Here is a 12,967-nt window from a genome sequence, read left to right on the forward strand (position 1 = left end):
TCGGGCATGGCGACGACTCCGACCCCGCTGCCGCCGACGGCGCCGCCCAAGCCCAGCTGGGACCCGCAGGCCGGCTCGCGCCCCAACCCCTGGCTGCGCCCCACGATCCGGATACGGCTCACCCTGCTGTACGGCGGGATGTTCCTGATCGCCGGGGTGGTGCTGCTGACGATCATCTACCTGCTGGCCGCCCAGGCCCTGCACGTCGGCAACGAGCTGCCGTTCAAGCTGGTCGGCGGCAGTGTCCAGCCGACCAACAACACCTGCCCCGAGATCATCGGCCAGAGCAGCCCCGACCAGTTCAACGCGGTCCTGAACACCTGCATGAAGGAGCAGCGCCAGCTGGCCCTCGACGGGCTGCTGCGCCGCTCCCTGATAGCCCTCCTGGGCCTGTCCGTGATCGCCTTCGCCTTCGGCTACGCGATGGCCGGGCGGGTGCTCTCGCCGCTCGGCCGGATCACCCGGACCGCGCGCCAGGTGGCGGGCTCGGACCTGTCCCGCCGGATCGAGCTGGACGGCCCGGACGACGAGCTCAAGGAGCTCGCCGACACCTTCGACGAGATGCTGGAGCGCCTGGACCGGGCGTTCACCGCCCAGCAGCGGTTCGTCGCCAACGCCTCGCACGAGCTGCGCACGCCGCTGGCGATCAACCGCACCCTGCTGGAGGTGCAGCTCTCGGACCCGCAGGCGTCTCCGGAGCTGACCCAGCTGGGCAAGACCCTGCTGGCCACCAACGAGCGCAGCGAGCAGCTGGTGGAGGGCCTGCTGCTGCTGGCCCGCAGCGACAACGAGATCGTCGACCGCAAGCCGGTGGACCTCGCCGAGGTGGCCTCCCAGGCGCTGGAGCAGGTACGGGCGGAGGCGGAGGACAAGGGCGTGGAGCTGCGCGGGCAGCGCGCCCCCGCGGTGGTCCAGGGCAACGGGGTGCTGCTGGAGCGGATCGCCCTGAACCTGGTCCAGAACGCGGTGCGGTACAACGTGGCACAGGACGGCTGGGTGGAGGTCACCACCGAGAGCCGGCAGGGCCAGGCCGTGCTGGTGGTCGCGAACACCGGCCCGGTGGTCCCCGCCTACGAGATGGACAACATCTTCGAGCCCTTCCGCAGGCTCCGTACGGAGCGCACCGGCAGCGACAAGGGCGTCGGCCTCGGACTGTCGATCGCGCGCTCGGTGGCGCGCGCCCACGGCGGCCGCATCGCGGCGGAGCCGCGCGAGGGAGGCGGCCTGGTGATGCGGGTGGTGCTGCCGGTGTGATGCCGGAGAGCGCGCGGCCGGGCACCCACCGGGATGTGTTCGCTTTGGGCGGAATTTTCGTGATCCGCCCACCCGATGTAGGGTGTGTGATCGATCACATGGGCGATTTTCCGGCCACATACTCTGTGTGATCGTCACGGTTGACGGAAAGCCGGGAAAATCCGGGTTTTCAGGGGCCGTGATCACGGGAAGTACACGTCATGGCGCATGTGAGTGCGACATTCGGACCGTGTACGGTCCCGATGGCCATCCAACCCGATCACCTCTTCAGGGGTGCGGTTGGGTGTCGATTGAGTAACAGACCTTGATGTGAGGCAAAATCTCCGCCTCGGGTCGGGCACAAGTCCGGCCTCTCACGCGTTACGTGCGCTGGAGACACCACAGACACCCAGAGGGGGAGACAGACATGGCAACGGATTACGACACCCCACGCAAGACCGACGATGACGTCAACGAGGACAGCATCGAGGAACTGAAGGCCCGGCGGAACGACAAGTCCGCGTCCACCGTCGACGTGGATGAGTTCGAGCAGGCCGAGGGACTGGAGCTGCCTGGTGCGGACCTCTCCAACGAGGAGTTGTCCGTCCGGGTCCTGCCCCGCCAGGCCGACGAGTTCACCTGCATGAGCTGCTTCCTTGTGCACCACCGCAGCCAGCTGGCCGCCGAGACCAAGAACGGCCAGCCGATCTGCCGCGACTGCGCGGCCTGAGCCGCGGGGTCGGCGTGGTGGAGGTGGAACACGACGACATGAACGAGACCGGGCGAGGCCGGATGGCCTCGCTCGCGACCGCTGTCGGGCGTGGGGTGCGACGAGGCGGTGAGCGCGCGAGATCGGGGGTCCACGCGGTCACCGACCGGATCATCGCGAACGCCCCACGTATCGCTGTCCGCGATCTCGCGACGCTGCGCAGGCAGTTCCCGGGGCTGGGCCCCGAAGAGCTCGCGGACAAGCTGGTGGCCGGTGCCGCGGGCGGCACGGCCACAGTGGGCGCGGGCGTCGGTGCCGCGGCGATGCTGCCGGCCCCGCCCGCCATGCCCACCGAGCTGGCCGCCGAGATCGTCGGCGTGGCCTCCATAGAGTTCAAGCTGATCGCCGAGCTGCACGAGGTCTACGGGGTGCGCGCGCCCGGCTCCACGCGTCAGCGCGCCGTCGCCTACCTCGGCGCCTGGGCCGAGGAGCGCGGTATCGACGTCGCCCAGCCGGCGACCGTCAACGCGGCTCTCGGTGTCCAGATGAAGCGCGAGCTGCGGCAGCAGGTCCTCAGACGCGGCTTCCGGAACATGCCGTCCCTGGCGCCCTTCATGGTCGGCGCGGCCGTGGGAGCCGCGATGAACCGGCGCGACACCAAGAAGCTCGCGCGCAAGGTCCGCAAGGATCTGCGGGGCAAGCAGATCCCCTGGGACCTCCCCATAGCCCTGGAGAAATGAGCTCCTCGCGCGCCCCTGTCACGCCGAGTGAACGGCAGTGAGCGCGGCGGCGAGCGCCTCCGGATTCCGCGTGGACACATACACATACGGTGTCGGGTCCTCCGGATCGGTGACCTCCACCCGCAGCGCGGTCGGGATGTAGCTGCGCAGCAGCATGAACGCCCGCGGATCGGCCTTGTAGGTCCGCCAGGCGGCCGCCTCGGCGGCGTCCAGCACCTGCGGGGTGCCCAGTGCCGACACCGGGATCTTCGCCTCGCCGGCCACCAGCGAGTCCGCCACCACGCGCACCCGCGCCGAGCCGTACGAACTCACCGCCACACAGGCCAGTGCCGCCCCGCCGATCAGCCCGCCGAGCATCGGCAGGGTGCCGAACGGCAGCATGATCAACCCCACTGAGACCCCCATCAGAACCGCGATGAACCACCAGGAACGGGGCGCGCTGAGGCGTTCGTCGTAAGGCTGCATGCGTATCAGCTTGGCATGGCCGCCGACCCGGACTGTTCTCGCGGGTAAGGTCAGCCGTTGTGAGTGGACGAACGACAGGGCTGACGCCGCCGGAGGACTCCAAGGCCCCCGTGCGCCACCCCGACGCGCCCGCGCCCGGGGAGGCCCTCGGCGCGCACTACGACCAGTGCTTCGGCTGCGGCGACCAGGCGCGGGGCCTGGGGCTGACCACACGGGCGGGCGAGGGCGTGAGCGTCACCGCCGAGTTCACCGTGCGCAGCGGCCATCAGGGCGCGCCGGGCCTGGCCCACGGCGGGGTGCTGGCCGCGGCGCTGGACGAGACGCTCGGGTCGCTCAACTGGCTACAGCGGGTGATCGCGGTGACCGGGCGGCTGGAGACGGACTTCGTACGGCCCGTGCCGGTCGGCGCCGAGCTCCACCTGGAGGCACGGGTGGCCGCCGTGCACGGACGCAAGATCTACTGCTCGGCCACGGGCCGGATCGACGCCCCCGACGGCCCCGTCGCGGTGCGGGCGCAGGCCCTCTTCATAGAGGTGCGGGTCGACCACTTCATCGAGAACGGCCGGACGGAGGAGATCGACGCGGCGCTCGCCGATCCGGATCAGGTGAAGGTCGCGCGCGCTTTCGAGGTGAACCCATGAGCCCGCACCCCGTCGACGTGCTGATCCGCAGGGTGGACCCCGAGGTGCCGGTCCCCGGCTACGCCCACCCCGGCGACGCCGGGGCCGACCTGGTCACCACCGAGCCCGCCGAGCTGGCCCCCGGGGAGCGCGCGGTTCTGCCCACCGGAGTGTCTATCGCGCTCCCGGAGGGGTATGCCGCCTTCGTGCATCCACGGTCCGGACTCGCCGCGCGCTGCGGCGTCGCCATGGTGAATGCCCCGGGGACCATCGATGCCGGGTACCGTGGAGAGATCAAGGTGATCGTGGTCAATCTGGACCCGCGCGAGAGCGTGCGGTTCGAGCGCTTCGACCGGATCGCCCAATTGGTCGTCCAGCAGGTCGAGAAGGTGCGCTTCCAGGAGGTGGCGGAGCTTCCCGGGTCGGCGCGGGCCGAAGGGGGCTTCGGGTCCACCGGCGGTCATGCCGCCGTGGACGGCACAACGGGTGGGAATGGATTCGCTTCGGTCGGTTCCGACCGGGAAGGACGATGACGTGTTCGGACGTCGCCGCAAGCGCAGCAAGGAGGACGTCGAGTCGCTCGACGTGACCTCCGACGAGTTGGCCGAGGACGCGGAGGACGCGGACGGCGCTGAGGACACCGCCGCACCCGTGGAGGGCGGGCGGGTGAGCCTGCCGCCGGCCCCGCGCCCCGAGGGCCCCTGGGACGTGTCCGAGGTGCGCGAGCCCGGCGAGGGCCGGGTGGACCTCGGTGGTCTGTTCGTGCCCGGCGTGGAGGGCATGGAGCTGCGGGTGGAGGTCGCGGGGGACGCGATCGTCGCCGCGACCGTGGTGCTGCGGGACAGCGCCGTGCAGCTCCAGGGGTTCGCCGCGCCCAAGAAGGAGGGCATCTGGGGCGAGGTGCGCGACGAGATCGCCACCGGCATCACCCAGCAGGGCGGGATCGTGGACGAGGTCGAGGGCCCGCTCGGCTGGGAGCTGCGCGCCCAGGTGCCGGTGCAGCTCCCGGACGGCAAGAACGGTGTGCAGGTGGTCCGCTTCGTCGGCGTGGACGGGCCCCGCTGGTTCCTGCGCGGTGTGATCTCCGGGCAGGGCGCGGTGCAGCCCGAGACCGGCAGCCTCCTGGAAGCGATCTTCCGGGACACGGTCGTGGTGCGCGGCGAGGGCCCGATGGCCCCGCGCGATCCGATCGTCCTCAAGCTGCCGGACGACGCGCAGATGGTGCCCGACGGGGTGCAGCAGGACGAGGCGCAGGGCTCGCGGTTCGCGGGCGGCGCCGACCGGCTCCAGCGCGGCCCGGAGATCTCCGAGGTGCGCTGAGCCGCCCTCGCGTACGTACGAGAGCTGGCGTACGGCAACTCTCGTACGGCAGAGCACCAAGGCCCGGAAGGGGCCCGGGGCAGGGCCCCCGGGCCCCTTCGGCATGTTCCGGAGCCTTCCCTTCGGGTTTTCCGGGTTTTCCCGGAACCCGTTGAACACACCCGGCACACCGGCCGTACTCATGGGCGCGAGACCTTGTGACGCTCCGAGGGGGAGAAGGCGCGTCGCGAGAGACACCCCTGTCCGACCTCAACGAGGTGAGTGATCAGATGTCGCGTGGCCTTCCGTTACTCCACCGCCGGAGAATCCTCCTCTCCGGGGCGATCGGCGGTATCACCTGTGCGGCCGTCGCGGTGGGAGCCGCCATGGCCGGTCAGGACGGCAGCGGCGACGCCAGTGCGTCGACCAAGGCGGCCCCGGCCATCAGCTGCCCCGCCGTCGCCGGTTCCCTCCCGGAGATCCCGGCGGAGGCCCAGGCCGAGGTGGACCGCAACCTCGCGCTGCTGGACACCCAGCTGGCGGAGGCCAACAAGCGGCTGAGCACCAGCCAGGGCGAGGGCGGCCCCAACTTCGTACAGAACGCCATCCTCGGGCCGCTGGCGGACAAGCGGAAGTCCACTTTGGACCGCATCGCGATCTCCATAGGACGGCGCGCCGAGAAGCCGGCGGGGCTGGACGCGCTCGCCGAGTGCACGCTGTCGGACGGCGGGGCGGGGGCGGGCTCCGATAGCGAGGCGGGCGGCGCCGCGAGCCCGACCGCCGCCGCGTCCCAGCCCACGGACGAGCAGGGCGGAGGAGCCGACCAGGGCAGCGGGGCCGGCGAGGACTCCGGCCAGACGATCAACTGCCCCGATGTCGCCTCCGAGATCGGCGATGTACCGGCCGCCGCCCAGGCCGAGGTGGACCGCAACCTCGCGCTGCTGGACACCCAGCTGGCGGAGGCCAACAAGCGGCTGAGCACCAGCCAGGGCGAGGGCGGCCCCAACTTCGTGCAGAACGCGATCCTCGGCCCGCTGAAGGACAAGCGTGCCTCGACGATCGACCGCATCGAACTCTCGATCTCCCGTCAGGGCTCGACCGCCCCCTCCGGTCTTGACGCCTTGGCGGGCTGCTCGCTCGCGTCCGGCTGAGCCGACGGCGTAAGGCCCGGCCCGATGTGAGCGTCTACCGGTGGGCCGTACTCTTCTCTGCGGAGTACGGCCCACCGGATTTTTCCTGGGGTTTGCCCCGAGGTGTTCGGTCTCTGTCCCGAGCTGTTCGGGGCGCCGCACGTCAGAGACGCGTCAAGAGGGCGCCGATGGCCGTAAGGGAGGCGTCAAGGGACGGCCGGTCCGGGCCGGTGGCGAGGTTTGCTCGACGGGTAGCCCGCCGGAAGCTCGCCGAGCGCTCAGGCGCCGTCCAACAGGGAAAATAGGGGCATGGGACGCGGAAAGTTGCGGATCTACCTCGGTGCGGCACCGGGCGTCGGCAAGACCTACGCGATGCTCTCCGAGGGGCACCGCCGGGTCGAGCGGGGCACGGACCTCGTGGTCGGCTTCGTGGAGCACCACGGCCGCCGGCGCACCCAGGTGATGATGCACGGGCTCGAGGAGGTGCCCCGCCGGGAGGTGGAGTACCGGGGGTCCACCTTCAGCGAGATGGACGTGGACGCGGTGCTGGCGCGCCGCCCCGCCGTCGCGCTGGTCGACGAGCTCGCCCACACCAACGTCCCCGGCTGCCGGAACGAGAAGCGCTGGCAGGACGTCGAGGAACTGCTGCGGGCGGGCGTCGACGTCGTCTCCACCGTCAACATCCAGCACTTGGAGTCGCTGGGGGACGTGGTGGAGTCGATCACGGGGGTGCGCCAGCGGGAGACCGTCCCGGACGAGGTGGTGCGCCGGGCCGACCAGATCGAGCTGGTCGACATGTCGCCCCAGGCGCTGCGCCGCCGCATGGCGCACGGCAACGTCTACGCGCCCGACAAGGTCGACGCCGCGCTCTCGAACTACTTCCGACCCGGGAACCTGACCGCGCTGCGCGAGCTGGCCCTGCTGTGGACCGCCGACCGGGTGGACGAATACCTCCAGCAGTACCGTGACGAGCACTCCATCCGCTCCACCTGGCAGGCGCGTGAGCGCATCGTCGTCGGGCTGACCGGCGGCCCGGAGGGGCGGACGCTGATCCGCCGGGCGGCCCGGATGGCGGCCAAGGGCTCCGGCAGCGAGATCCTCGCCGTCTACATCGCCCGCAGCGACGGTCTGACCTCGGCATCCCCCAAGGAGCTGGCGGTCCAGCGCACCCTCGTCGAAGACCTCGGGGGCACCTTCCACCACGTCATAGGGGAGGACATCCCCCGGGCGCTGCTGGAGTTCGCCCGCGGGGTCAACGCGACCCAGATCGTGCTCGGCTCCAGCCGCCGCAAGACCTGGCAGTACATCTTCGGACCCGGAGTGGGCGCCACCGTCGCCCGCGAGTCCGGGCCCGACCTGGACGTCCATATCGTCACCCATGACGAGGTCGCCAAGGGCCGCGGGCTGCCGGTCGCGCGCGGCGCCCGGCTCGGCCGCTCCCGGCTGATCGCGGGCTGGGTGGTCGGGGTGGCCGGACCGGCCATGCTCACGCTGCTGCTCACCGCCACCGGCGCGACCCTCGCCTCGGAGGCCGGGCCCGGTTTCGCCAACGAGGTGCTGCTCTTCCTGTTCCTCAATGTGCTGGCCGCCCTGCTGGGCGGCATGGTGCCCGCCCTCGCCTCGGCGGCCGTCGGATCGCTGCTGCTCAACTACTACTTCACCCCGCCCACCCACACCCTGACCATCGCCGACCCCGAGAACATCGTCGCCATAGCGATCTTCGTGGCGGTGGCGGTCTGTGTGGCCTCCGTGGTGGATCTCGCCGCCCGCCGCACCCATCAGGCCGCCCGGCTGCGCGCCGAGTCCGAGATACTGTCCTTCCTCGCGGGCAGCGTGCTGCGCGGCGAGACCAGCCTGGAGGCGCTGCTGGAGCGCGTCCGCGAGACGTTCGCCATGGACTCCGTCGCGCTGCTGGAGCGGGAGAGCGACGTCGCCCCCTGGACCTGTGCGGGCAGCGTCGGCGGCCACGGCGGCAGCCCGCCGCCCGAGCGGCCCGAGGACGCGGAGGTGGACATGCCGGTCGGCGACCATATGGCGCTCGCGCTCTCCGGCCGGGTCCTGCCCGCAGAGGACCGCCGGGTGCTGGCCGCCTTCGCCGCCCAGGCCGCCGTCGTCCTCGACCGGCAGCGGCTGGCCCAGGAGGCCGGGCAGGCCCGTGAGCTGGCCGAGGGGAACCGCATCCGCACCGCGCTGCTCGCCGCCGTCAGCCACGATCTGCGCACCCCGCTCGCGGCCATCAAGGCGGCCGTGAGCTCCCTGCGCTCCGATGACGTGGCCTGGTCGGCTGAGGACGAGGCCGAGCTGCTGGAGGGCATCGAGAGCGGCGCCGACCGGCTGGACCACCTGGTGGGCAACCTCCTGGACATGTCCCGGCTGCAGACCGGCACCGTCACCCCGCTCATCCGGGAGATCGACCTGGACGAGGTGGTGCCGATGGCGCTCGTCGGCGTCCCCGAGGCCGACGTCGCCCTCGACATCCCCGAGGAGCTGCCGATGGTCGCGGTCGACCCCGGGCTGCTGGAGCGCGCCGTCGCCAACATCGTGGAGAACGCGGTGAAGTACAGCCCGTCGGACCGCCCCGTACTGGTCTCCGCGAGCGCCCTCGGCGACCGGGTGGAGCTGCGCGTGGCCGACGGTGGGCCGGGCGTGCCGGACAGCGAGAAGGACCGTATCTTCGAGCCCTTCCAGCGGTACGGGGACGCCCCGCGCGGCGCCGGGGTCGGCCTCGGGCTCGCCGTGGCCCGTGGCTTCGCCGAGGCCATGGGCGGGCGGCTGACCGCCGAGGACACCCCCGGCGGCGGGATGACCATGGTGCTCACGCTGGGTGTCGCCCGCGACCGCCCGCCGGCCGGCCCCGGCCTCCCGGTCCAGGCCGGCTCCACGTCAGGCACAACGACACGGAAAGGCAGGCCCGCCAGATGAACCGGGTGCTCGTGGTGGACGACGAGCCGCAGATCGTGCGCGCCCTCGTGATCAACCTGAAGGCCCGCAAGTACGAGGTGGACGCGGCCTCGGACGGCGCCACCGCACTCCGGCTCGCCGCCGCCCGCCATCCCGATGTGATCGTGCTCGACCTCGGCCTGCCCGATATGGATGGGGTTGAGGTGATCAGGGGGCTCCGGGGCTGGACCCGGGTGCCGATCCTGGTGCTCTCCGCCCGTCAGACCTCGGACGAGAAGGTCGAGGCGCTCGACGCCGGGGCGGACGACTACGTCACCAAGCCGTTCGGCATGGACGAGCTGCTCGCCCGGCTGCGCGCGGCCGTCCGCCGCGCCGAGCCCGTCGGGCGGCCGGAGGACTCGGTGGTGGTGGAGACCGACGTGTTCACCGTCGACCTGGCGGCCAAGAAGGCCCATCGCGACGGCCGCGATGTGCGGCTGACCCCCACCGAATGGCATCTGCTGGAGGTTCTGGTGCGCAACGCCGGCCGCCTGGTCAGCCAGAAGCAGCTGCTCCAGGAGGTCTGGGGCCCCTCGTACGGCACCGAGAGCAACTACCTGCGGGTGTACATGGCGCAACTGCGCCGCAAGCTGGAGGCCGACCCCTCGCATCCGCGCCACTTCGTCACCGAGCCGGGCATGGGCTACCGGTTCGAGCGATGAGCGCGGGGACGGCGTTTCGGCGATGGCTCACCGGTACGCTGGCCGTATGAGTTCCGTACGCCACCCCTCCGACGGGGCCGACAGGGGAGACAGGTCCGACAAACCGGCCGGCCGGTTCCGGCGGATGCTGGACCGGCTGTCGAGCTCCCAGGAGGAACTGCACTCCGCCGAGTTGCAGCAGGACGCGGAGGCCGCGGGCTGTACCAAGATCGGCGACTGCGGTGACCGTCAGATCGTCAAGGTGACGGGCACGCTGCGTACGGTGACCCTCAGACCGCGGGCCGGAGTTCCCGCGCTGGAGGCGGAGCTCTTCGACGGCACCGCCGCGCTGGACGTGGTGTGGCTGGGCCGTCGCTCCATCATCGGGATAGAACCGGGGCGCAAGCTGATCGCCTCGGGCCGGATCTCCATGAGCCATGGGCGCCGGGTGCTGTTCAATCCGAAGTACGAACTCCGACCGCTCGGACAGGAGTAGCCGGTGACGCCAGACGACAAGACGCCCCCGACCGGGCACCGACGTACCGCCGCCGACAGCAGGGCGGCGGCGGACACCGCGCTCCTGGAGGCGTTCGGCGGGGTGCGGGGCATGGTGGACACCACCGTCCCCGGTCTGGTCTTCGTCCTGATGTACACGATCAAGCGGGACATCCACCTCGCCGCGATCGCCGCGCTCGGCCTCACCGTGCTGCTCGGGCTCGCCCGGCTGGTGCGTAAGGAGACGCTGAAGCACGCCTTCAGCGGGATCTTCGGGGTCGCTTTCGGCGCGATCTTCGCGATGATGTCCGGCGATGCGAAGAACTTCTATCTGCCGGGCATGCTGTACACCCTGGGCCTGGCGATCGCCTACATCCTCTCGGCGATCTTCCGCTTCCCGCTGATCGGGGTGCTGCTGGGGCCGATGCTGAAGGAGAACCTCTCCTGGCGCACCCGCAACCCCGGCCGGTTCCGCGCCTACACCCGCTCCACCTGGGCGTGGGGGCTGATCCTGCTGGCCAAGTCGGCCGTGCTGTTCCCGCTGTACTGGTGGGGGGACGCCACTCAGCTCGGCTGGGTCAAGGTCGCGCTCGGCATTCCGCCGTTCCTGCTCTGCGTCTATCTGACCTGGATCTTCCTGGCCAAGGCCCCGCCGCCGATCGACGTCATCGCGGAGATGGAGGCGGAGGAGAAGGCCGAGCGGGACCGGGAGCGGGCGAAGGCCGAGGCGGACAAGATCACCGATCCGCTGCTCTCGGAGTGGACCGGCCAGATCGTGTCCGAGGCCCGTACCGAATCCGCCGACCGGCAGCCGCCCCGGCACTGAGGCCCGCCGCCCTGGGCTCCCGAGCCGGGAGCCCAGGGCGGGAGTTCACGGCCTAACCAGCGGCGTCCTGGCGCTGGACGGAGAGCAGCTCCTCGAGCTGCTCCTCGCGCGCCTGCGCCGCGACGAACAGCAGCTCGTCCCCGGCCTCCAGCACATCGTCCTTGTTCGGGGTCAGCACGCGGGTGCCGCGGATGATGGTGACCAGCGTGGTGTCCTCAGGCCACTCCACATCGCCGACCCGGGTGCCCACCAGCGCGGCCTCCGGCGGCAGCGTCAGCTCCACCAGGTTGGCGTCGCCGTGGCTGAAGCGGAGCAGCCGCACCAGATCGCCGACGCTCACCGCCTCCTCGACCAGCGCCGACATCAGACGCGGGGTGGAGACGGCCACATCGACGCCCCACGCCTCGTTGAACAGCCACTCGTTCTTGGGGTTGTTGACCCGGGCGACCACCCGGGGCACCCCGTACTCGGTCTTGGCGAGCAGCGAGACGACGAGGTTGACCTTGTCGTCACCGGTGGCCGCGATGACCACGTTGCAGCGCTGCAGCGCGGCCTCGTCCAGCGAGGTGATCTCGCACGCGTCGGCCAGCAGCCACTCGGCCTGCGGCACCCGCTCGACCGAGATGGCGGTCGGCGCCTTGTCGATGAGGAGCACCTCGTGCCCGTTCTCCAGCAGCTCGCTCGCGATGGAACGCCCCACGGCGCCCGCACCGGCAATGGCAACCCTCATCGGCCTGCCTCCTCGGGGCCCTTTTCGAACGCCGCCTCGACCTTCTCGATCTCGTCGGTGCGCATCATCACATGCACCAGGTCGCCCTCCTGGAGCACCGTCCCGGAGCTCGGCAGCATCGCCTCGCCGAGCCGGGTGAGGAACGCGACCCGCACCCCGGTCTCCTCCTGGAGCGTGCTGACCTTGTGGCCCACCCACGAGGGGGAGATGTGCACCTCGGCCAGCTGGACCCCGCCACTGGGGTCCCGCCACAGCGGCTCCGCGCCGGACGGCAGCAGCCGCCGCAGCATCTGGTCGGCGGTCCAGCGCACCGTGGCCACGGTCGGGATGCCGAGGCGCTGGTAGACCTCGGCGCGGCGGGGGTCGTAGATCCGGGCCGCCACGTTCTCCACGCCGAACATCTCGCGGGCCACCCGGGCCGCGATGATGTTGGAGTTGTCACCGCTGCTGACCGCGGCGAAGGCCCCGGCCTCCTCGATGCCCGCCTCGCGCAGGGTGTCCTGGTCGAAGCCGACGCCGGTCACCCGGCGCCCGCCGAAGCCCGCGCCGAGGCGGCGGAAGGCGGTGGGGTCCTGGTCGACGACCGCGACCGTGTGCCCCTGTTGCTCCAGGGTCTGGGCGAGGGCCGCGCCCACCCGGCCACAGCCCATGATCACGATATGCATGCGTCCTACCCCGCACTCCTGATGACCGTGCCGACCTGCGCAAACACCCTGCTCACATCTTCCTTCCAGGACTTACGGGGCGACAGCGGGGCGAGACCCCGATGCCGGTGCCCGGGGGCGACGGGAGTCGGCCGCCGCGGCACCTGTCCCCACCGTATCCGTACCGGCGGCTTGCTCCCCCGTCCGCGCGCGACGGTCCGGAAACGAAGGTGGTGACGTACGACATAGCGCGAAAGTTCCCGCGGTGATCGGTGATGAGGGGAGGTGGCAGGAGGTGATCGCGGACACGCCGGGAGTAAAGAGGTAACGATCATTTCCGGTTGCGGATGGAGGGTGAAAAGGCTGTTGGTGATCAGCTGTGACCACTACGGTGGGCCCGGGTTACGGCGCTCCTCGGGTGGTCGCGACCCTTCATCTTCGTCTGAAATCCCGGATCTTCACCGATACCACATGACAAATGCCCAGTGGTCCCCG

Annotated in this window: 14 protein-coding genes; 11 read left to right on the plus strand and 3 right to left on the minus strand. The window is 71.1% G+C overall.

The window, feature by feature from the left end; all coding sequences use genetic code 11:
• Positions 1-6: 6 nt before the first annotated feature.
• From J2Z30_RS19650 to J2Z30_RS19660, 3 genes are all read left to right on the plus strand, one after another.
• Entirely contained in the window at positions 7-1,254 is a 1,248-nt protein-coding gene (locus J2Z30_RS19650; RefSeq protein ID WP_044569292.1) for a sensor histidine kinase, read from the plus strand.
• 406 nt (positions 1,255-1,660) lie between these two features.
• Positions 1,661-1,963 (plus strand): DUF4193 domain-containing protein, encoded by a 303-nt coding sequence (locus tag J2Z30_RS19655; protein ID WP_009714537.1) that lies wholly within the window; start codon positions 1,661-1,663, stop codon positions 1,961-1,963.
• A gap of 38 nt (positions 1,964-2,001) precedes the next feature.
• Positions 2,002-2,682, plus strand: a complete 681-nt coding sequence (locus tag J2Z30_RS19660; protein ID WP_044581301.1) for a hypothetical protein — start codon at positions 2,002-2,004, stop codon at positions 2,680-2,682.
• Positions 2,683-2,700: 18 nt separating this feature from the next.
• Here J2Z30_RS19660 and J2Z30_RS19665 read toward each other — a convergent pair whose 3' ends face one another.
• The gene (locus J2Z30_RS19665; protein WP_044569291.1) at positions 2,701-3,147 is read right to left on the minus strand and encodes a DUF3093 domain-containing protein; all 447 of its coding nucleotides are present in this window, start codon (positions 3,145-3,147) and stop codon (positions 2,701-2,703) included.
• Positions 3,148-3,206: 59 nt separating this feature from the next.
• On the opposite strand from J2Z30_RS19665, the gene J2Z30_RS19670 reads away from it, so the two are divergent.
• The 8 genes from J2Z30_RS19670 to J2Z30_RS19705 all read left to right on the plus strand — a co-directional run bounded on the left by J2Z30_RS19670 (position 3,207) and on the right by J2Z30_RS19705 (position 11,098).
• Entirely contained in the window at positions 3,207-3,788 is a 582-nt protein-coding gene (locus J2Z30_RS19670; RefSeq protein ID WP_044569290.1) for a PaaI family thioesterase, read from the plus strand.
• Positions 3,785-4,300, plus strand: coding sequence for a dUTP diphosphatase (gene dut, locus J2Z30_RS19675; protein ID WP_044569289.1), 516 nt, complete (start codon positions 3,785-3,787; stop codon positions 4,298-4,300). The genes J2Z30_RS19670 and dut overlap by 4 nt, the downstream gene beginning before the upstream one ends.
• A gap of 1 nt (position 4,301) precedes the next feature.
• Positions 4,302-5,087 (plus strand): DUF3710 domain-containing protein, encoded by a 786-nt coding sequence (locus tag J2Z30_RS19680; protein ID WP_020867944.1) that lies wholly within the window; start codon positions 4,302-4,304, stop codon positions 5,085-5,087.
• A gap of 269 nt (positions 5,088-5,356) precedes the next feature.
• Entirely contained in the window at positions 5,357-6,217 is an 861-nt protein-coding gene (locus J2Z30_RS19685) for a hypothetical protein (protein WP_209468748.1), read from the plus strand.
• A gap of 288 nt (positions 6,218-6,505) precedes the next feature.
• Positions 6,506-9,118 carry a DUF4118 domain-containing protein gene (locus J2Z30_RS19690; protein ID WP_044569287.1) on the plus strand — a complete coding sequence of 871 codons (2,613 nt, stop codon included), beginning with the start codon at positions 6,506-6,508 and terminating at the stop codon, positions 9,116-9,118.
• The gene (locus J2Z30_RS19695) at positions 9,115-9,798 is read left to right on the plus strand and encodes a response regulator (RefSeq protein ID WP_044569286.1); all 684 of its coding nucleotides are present in this window, start codon (positions 9,115-9,117) and stop codon (positions 9,796-9,798) included. The genes J2Z30_RS19690 and J2Z30_RS19695 overlap by 4 nt, the downstream gene beginning before the upstream one ends.
• A gap of 124 nt (positions 9,799-9,922) precedes the next feature.
• Positions 9,923-10,273 (plus strand): OB-fold nucleic acid binding domain-containing protein, encoded by a 351-nt coding sequence (locus J2Z30_RS19700; RefSeq protein WP_037962343.1) that lies wholly within the window; start codon positions 9,923-9,925, stop codon positions 10,271-10,273.
• Positions 10,274-10,276: 3 nt separating this feature from the next.
• Entirely contained in the window at positions 10,277-11,098 is an 822-nt protein-coding gene (locus J2Z30_RS19705; protein WP_044569285.1) for a DUF3159 domain-containing protein, read from the plus strand.
• 52 nt (positions 11,099-11,150) lie between these two features.
• Here J2Z30_RS19705 and J2Z30_RS19710 read toward each other — a convergent pair whose 3' ends face one another.
• Both J2Z30_RS19710 and J2Z30_RS19715 read right to left on the minus strand, forming a co-directional pair.
• A complete protein-coding gene (locus J2Z30_RS19710; protein WP_044569284.1) occupies positions 11,151-11,828 on the minus strand; it encodes a potassium channel family protein in 678 nt (225 codons plus the stop codon).
• Positions 11,825-12,493: a potassium channel family protein gene (locus tag J2Z30_RS19715; protein WP_044569283.1), complete on the minus strand. Its 669-nt coding sequence runs from the start codon at positions 12,491-12,493 to the stop codon at positions 11,825-11,827. The genes J2Z30_RS19710 and J2Z30_RS19715 overlap by 4 nt, the downstream gene beginning before the upstream one ends.
• Positions 12,494-12,967: the final 474 nt, after the last annotated feature.

It is taken from the genome of Streptomyces iranensis, from assembly GCF_017874715.1.
Lineage (GTDB): Bacteria > Actinomycetota > Actinomycetes > Streptomycetales > Streptomycetaceae > Streptomyces > Streptomyces iranensis.